Consider the following 5,599-nt stretch of genomic DNA (forward strand, 5'->3'; position numbering starts at 1 on the left):
GGGTGTGGCGTCCGGCTGCCGGGGCGGTGGGGTGACGGAGCCGCTCGAAGGAGCGGTGGTGTCCGCCGTGGTGACCTCGGACGCGCTCGCGGACGGGGCCGGCGCGGGACCGGGAGGTTCCGCCTCGCCGCCCTGCGGCCGCCGGGAGATGCCCTGGCCGCCCCCGCCCGGGGCGCCCTGGTCGAGACCGGCGTGGGCGGCGACGTTCGCCCCGGTGCTCTCCAGCATGTCCTTGCCCGCCAGCGCGAGCCCGAGTCCGGCCGCTGCCGCGCCGCCCGCCTTGGCGGCGGCGCCTCCGCCGGTGCTGCCGCCCATGGCCTTGGACCAGAAGCCGCCGCCGGAACCGCCGCCTCCGGCAATGCTGTTGTTGTCGTCCTCGACGGCCTTCGTGTAGTTGCTGCCGCCGGAGGCCGTGCCCGCGCCGGCGGGCGCGGCCTGGTTGCCGCCGAACATCGACGAGACGCTGGAGCCGACCGAGCTCAGCATCCCGCCCGCGGCGGCACCACCGGCACCGACGGTCGTGAACACCATGAACTTGGCGATCACGGGCCACGCGAACGCCGAGATGATGAAGATGATCAGGCCCACGAGAACGTTGCGGATGCCCTCGCCGCCCTTCATCGCGCTGAAGCCGATCGAGAAGCAGATGACGATGACCGGCTTCATCAGGATCAGCGAGATCAGCGCGTTGCGGGCCTTCGGCCACCAGTCGCGCGTCGCGTCCGACATCTGCCCGGCGAGCGCCAGCGGCATCATCGTGACCAGGATCATGATGCCCGCCTGACGCACCAGCATCTCCACCCACAGGGCGCCGATGGCGATGATGCACAGGATGCCGACGACGATGATCACGCCGACGGCACTGGCGAGCACGCCCTCACCGCTGACGAGGGCGGTGGTGGCCGTGGCGGCGCCACCGCCACCGGTGACGAGGCCGCCGAAGAGCATGGTGAGCTGCTTGGTCATGGCCTGACTGGCGTCGGTGTCACTGGTGCCGCCGCCGTCGAAGGTGTGGTTGATGAGCGCGGTACTGAGGGTGTCGGACCAGTCCAGCGCGGTCTGGGTGGCGAAGACGTAGACGCCCAGCACGACACCCCACTTGGCCAGGCCGGTGATCGCCGTGACGAGCGGCCCGCCCTGCTGCGAGACGGCCAGCTTGCCGAACTGCAGGAGCAGCAGGAAGGTCGCCACGAGGACGGAGAGGCCGGTCGCGATGCCCATCACCGGGCCGATGCCGGTCTTCGCGAGCTTGATGGTGGAGATCTCGTCGAAGGCCTCGGCGAACTGCTTCAGCAGCCAGACGACGGACTCGCCGATGGCACCCGCGGCCTCCTTGAGGGCGTTGGAGGCCATCTCGGAGATCTTGCCCGCGACCCAGTCGAGCGGGCCCTTGGTGGCTACGCCGAACTTGCCGACGGCTTCTTCCCTGCACTGCGCGAAGGGTTTTTCGTCCTTCTTCACGCAGTTGGTGATGTAGTCGTTGTACTTGTTGTAGTACGGATCCTTCTTATCGGCCTTGTCCTGCCAGCGCTTGAGCTCGTTGAGCTCGTACTGCTGGCGCTCCTTGGGGTCCGTGGCGTCCTCGCCGACGCAGACGGTCTGGCCCGCGGGGAAGTCCTGGCAGTCCGTCGGGGGGCGGCAGCTGGACTTCGCGTTCGGGTCCTGGTCCTGAGCCGCGTCCGCCTTGTCGAGGTCGCAGTATTCGCCCGTGTTGACGTTGATGCCGATTCTCTCGCCGTGGCTGAGCTCCGGCGGATACGGGTCCGGCGGCTTGGCGCCGGCCAGGGCCAGGGGCGCGCCGATCGAGATCACGAGCGCGAGGACGCCCAGCAGTGTGCCGAGGCGTGCGAGCAATCTAGTCAAAGCTCACCTGCCGCCACATGTCCTGGTAGGCGTACGGGCTGTCGGGGTCGTACGCCCTGGGGCCGTGGACGCTCTTCTTGTACTGGGGCTCCTCGGTGAGCTTCCAGTCGTCGCCCTCCCGCTTGTAGATGGCGTAGTCGGTCTCGCCCTTCAGCGGGTTGTTGTCCGCACCCTTGCCCGGCACGGTCGCGAAGCGGTCGTAGTTCATCCAGACGATGAGGACCTGACCGGTCTTGTCGGCACTGGTGACGCGGACGGCGTTGACCTGGGTGGTGAAGGACAGCCCGGCGGGTGTGGCACCGGAAGGCGGCAGGCCGACTCCCTCGCGGAGCTTCCGGACGTCCGACACGCGCTTGTCGACGGTGCCCGGGGAGTCCTTGGAGACGATGGCCTTCAACTGCTTCTCGGCGATCGTGTCGTCCAGGATGTCGAGTTCCTGCAGGTGCCGGACGGCCGCCGAGATGGCACCACGGTCCGACTGCGGAAAGCCGACGCTGATGCCGTCCGGCGCCTTGCTCCCCTTGAGAATGCGTATCTTGCGTCCGTTGGCGGGGGTCCACTTCTTGTCGGGGGCCGTCGACGGTGCCGGGGTCGCCGAACTCGCCCCCGGGCTCGCCACCGAACCCTTGTCGTCGTCACCCCCGCCCAGCGTCGTGACCGCGAGCACCGCACCACCGGTCACCACGACACCGGCCGCGACGCCGATCCCGATCAGCCGCAGCCGGGCCCGCCGCGCCTTGTCCTGGAAGTCCAAGGCGGTCACTTGCCCTGAGTCATGTTGTAGAAGGCCAGCACCAGGCCGCTCGTCACACCGATGCCCATGCCCGAGACCAGGCTCCACAGGATCGCCTGCTTGCCGCGCGCCGCGAGGCCCGCCCGCTCGCTGTTGTGGCCGATCGCCACGCACGCCCAGCCCGCCAGCCCGCCGAGGACGGCCAGTGCCAGGCCGATGCCCGCGGTCCAGCCGAGGATCTTCCCGGTGGGCGTCTGCAGCGTGCCCGGGACCTCGGGCTTGTAGTTCGGTACGACGCCGGGGTCGTCCGCGAGGACGGTAAACGCGTGGTGCAGAAGCTGGCTCATGAGGCCACCCCTTCGGGAATGGGTCGGGCGGTGAGTGGTGCGGGCGGAACGGCCGCCGCGGCCGGGACTGGTGCAGGGGGAAGGGGCTCGCCCCAGGTGGCGTGCGCCGCCGCGAGCACGGCCCGCGCGAGCCGGTCGCCCGCCTCGGCGGTACGGGGCTTGAGCCGGTGAGCGTCGCGCATGCCGTGGCTCCGTACGTGTGGGTCGTGCGGCACCTCGACCACGGCGGACACCCGGGACTGGAGCATCGTCGCGGCGGCCCGCACGGGGGCGGGGAACCGCCCGTCGCCGGTGGCCACCAGGGCGACGACCGCGCGGTGCAGCGGCAGCCCGGCGGCCGTCGCCGCCTGTACGGCGGTCTGGAGCGCGTGCACCCCGCCGCCGGTCGCGGCGGCGCAGAACACGGGCACCGAGAAGGGCAGCGCGAACCACCCGGCGGTCAGCGCGGGACGGCCCTCGCACTGGGCCGCCACGATGTCGTGCGCCACGGGGTGCGCCGTGTCGGCCACGACGGCCTGACGGCCGGTCGCTGCGGCCAGCTGGTACCACGCGGCCGGGTCCTCGGGGAGGGCGAGCGGCGCTCCGCTCCACTCCTGATGATCTGTCAGGACGTGCCACTCGCGGCCACCCGGAGCGGCGCAGCGGGAAGCGGCCGCCAGCACCTGGCGGCGGGTCATGGGCACATCCGGTGGTACAGACGCGAGACCGGCACCCGGTTCGGAGGGCCAGGAAGGCCAAGGCGAGGCCAGTCGCGGGGCGGTGTCCAGCACCAGGACGGATGCCATTGCGGAGAGGGAGCCCGCCAGCATTCCCGCGGTCGTCGAGCGTCCGCTGCCGCCAATAGCGGCCAATACCGGCACGACGAGACGCGCTTCTGCGGGCAACGTCGCGGCCGGGTTCAACTTCTTAGCCAACGTTCCCCCGAATTGCAACTGCATTCGCAGCGAATCCCCTGAGCTGCGATGTCTGGCAGTCAGTCTAATGTCGTGTCCATGCGGCTGATGGGGCGCCAGGTACCAGGTTTGTTCCAAGTGAGTCATGGGAGGGGCACGGTCACCCCCATTCACTCCGGTTGCTATGGGCTATGTCGGATTGGCGCGGCTTTGGGGGTAATGCCCCGGCGGCGGAAGGGGCTTCGGGAGGGGCTTCGGAAGGGGCTTTGGGAGTGGAAATCAGTTGTGGGAATGTGATGTCCCCGCCGGTGAGTGGTTTCCCGGTCACGGAGCGGCGTTGTTGACGGCCGTTCCCCATGAGGCCGTGCCGCTACAGTGCGTGGGTAGACTTGGGGGCTGAGTGAATTTCAAACGGGGGATGCTGCTGGTAGTTGCCGCCATAGCATTGAGCCCCCTCATATTGGGAATCGGGCTCATCATGCTCATCGCGTCGTTCGGCGGCGACGGAAAGGGCGGCGCCAGCTTCTCCGTCGGCGGGCTGAAGGTCGGCAACGGCGGTGTGCCCGCGCAGTACGCCCCGATGATCGAGAAGGCGTCGCAGCAGTGCGGGCTGCCGGCCGCTGTGCTCGCCTCGCAGATCAACGCGGAGAGCAGCTTCAAGCCCGACGCGCAGTCGAAGGACTCCAACGGCAACCCGATCGCTTCGGGTATCGCCCAGTTCATCCCCAGCACCTGGGAGGCCATGGCCGTCGACGGCAACGGCGACGGCAAGAAGGACGTCTGGGACCCCGCCGACGCCATCGCCACGCAGGGCAAGTACATGTGCGAGCTGCTGGAGGACGCGAAGAAGCACCCCGAGTACAGCGGCAGCCCGATCGAGCTCGCACTGGCCGGCTACAACGCGGGCTGGGGCGCGGTCGAGCACTACAGAGGCGTCCCGCCGCCGGGGTTCGCGGGCGGCCAGACCTACGACTACGTGAAGTCCATCATGGCCGACGTCCCGAAATTCACGGACACGAGCAGCACGGGCAGCACCGAGGGCGCGCCCGGTGACGCCCCCGAGAAGGTCCGGGTGGCGATAGCCTGGGCGCTGAAGCAGAAGGGCGGCTGGTACCACCTGGGCGGCGACTGCACCAATGCCCACGGTGACGACCAGGGCGGCTGGTGCGACTGCTCCTCGCTGATGCAGCAGGCGTACAAGGCGGCGGGCATCGACCTCCCCCGCGTCACGTACGACCAGCAGAACGCGGGCAAGCAGGTCGACATCGACCACCCCAAGCCCGGCGACCTCGTCTTCAACCCCGGCAGCGACGGCTCCGACGCGATGCCGGGCCATGTGGGCATGTACATCGGCAACGGCCAGCTCATCGAGGCCCCGCGCACCGGTGTGCAGACCCGCATCGTCCCGTACGACAGCTGGCGCAACGCCACCAGCCCGATGATGCGCATCAGCAAGGTCATCCGGATCGTGGACTGGTGAGGCGCGCGCGACCCATGAGGAACCCCATGCATGACGACGACCTGCCGATGCTCCCGTGGGGCACCGTCACCCCCGACTTCTGGGCCGTGCCCGGAGCGGACCCGGCCGCAGAGGGCGAGCCACAGCCGCTCTCCGCGGCCGGGCCGGAGCCCGTACCGGCTCCGCTTGAGCCCCCCGTGACGCCGCAACCGGACCCGCAGCCGGAACCCCAAGCGGAACCGGCCCCGACCCCTGACCCGCAACCGGAACCGGCCCCGGACCCTGATCCGCAACCGGCCCCGGC

General features: G+C 69.9%; 5 protein-coding genes. 1 reads left to right on the plus strand and 4 read right to left on the minus strand.

From position 1 onward, the window contains the following. The 4 genes from K6I34_RS30270 to K6I34_RS30285 form a co-directional block, all read right to left on the minus strand. On the minus strand, nt 1–1,863 hold a 1,863-nt coding region (locus K6I34_RS30270), incomplete at its 3' end, for a hypothetical protein (protein ID WP_229330796.1). After that, complete coding sequence (locus K6I34_RS30275; RefSeq protein WP_229330798.1) at nt 1,856–2,626, minus strand: hypothetical protein; 771 nt, start codon at nt 2,624–2,626, stop codon at nt 1,856–1,858. The genes K6I34_RS30275 and K6I34_RS30270, both read right to left, overlap by 8 nt. Further along, nucleotides 2,623–2,943: a hypothetical protein gene (locus tag K6I34_RS30280; protein ID WP_229330800.1), complete on the minus strand. Its 321-nt coding sequence runs from the start codon at nt 2,941–2,943 to the stop codon at nt 2,623–2,625. Before K6I34_RS30280 ends, K6I34_RS30275 begins: the two co-directional genes overlap by 4 nt. After that, nucleotides 2,940–3,620: a hypothetical protein gene (locus K6I34_RS30285; protein ID WP_229330802.1), complete on the minus strand. Its 681-nt coding sequence runs from the start codon at nt 3,618–3,620 to the stop codon at nt 2,940–2,942. The genes K6I34_RS30280 and K6I34_RS30285 overlap by 4 nt, the downstream gene beginning before the upstream one ends. A 694-nt stretch (nt 3,621–4,314) precedes the next feature. Between K6I34_RS30285 and K6I34_RS30290 the strand changes: the two genes are divergently transcribed. After that, nucleotides 4,315–5,316, plus strand: a complete 1,002-nt coding sequence (locus K6I34_RS30290) for a bifunctional lytic transglycosylase/C40 family peptidase (protein ID WP_229330804.1) — start codon at nt 4,315–4,317, stop codon at nt 5,314–5,316. The last annotated feature ends 283 nt before the right edge of the window (nt 5,317–5,599 follow it).

The sequence above is a fragment of the Streptomyces sp. UNOC14_S4 genome (assembly GCF_020740835.1).
Lineage (GTDB): Bacteria > Actinomycetota > Actinomycetes > Streptomycetales > Streptomycetaceae > Streptomyces.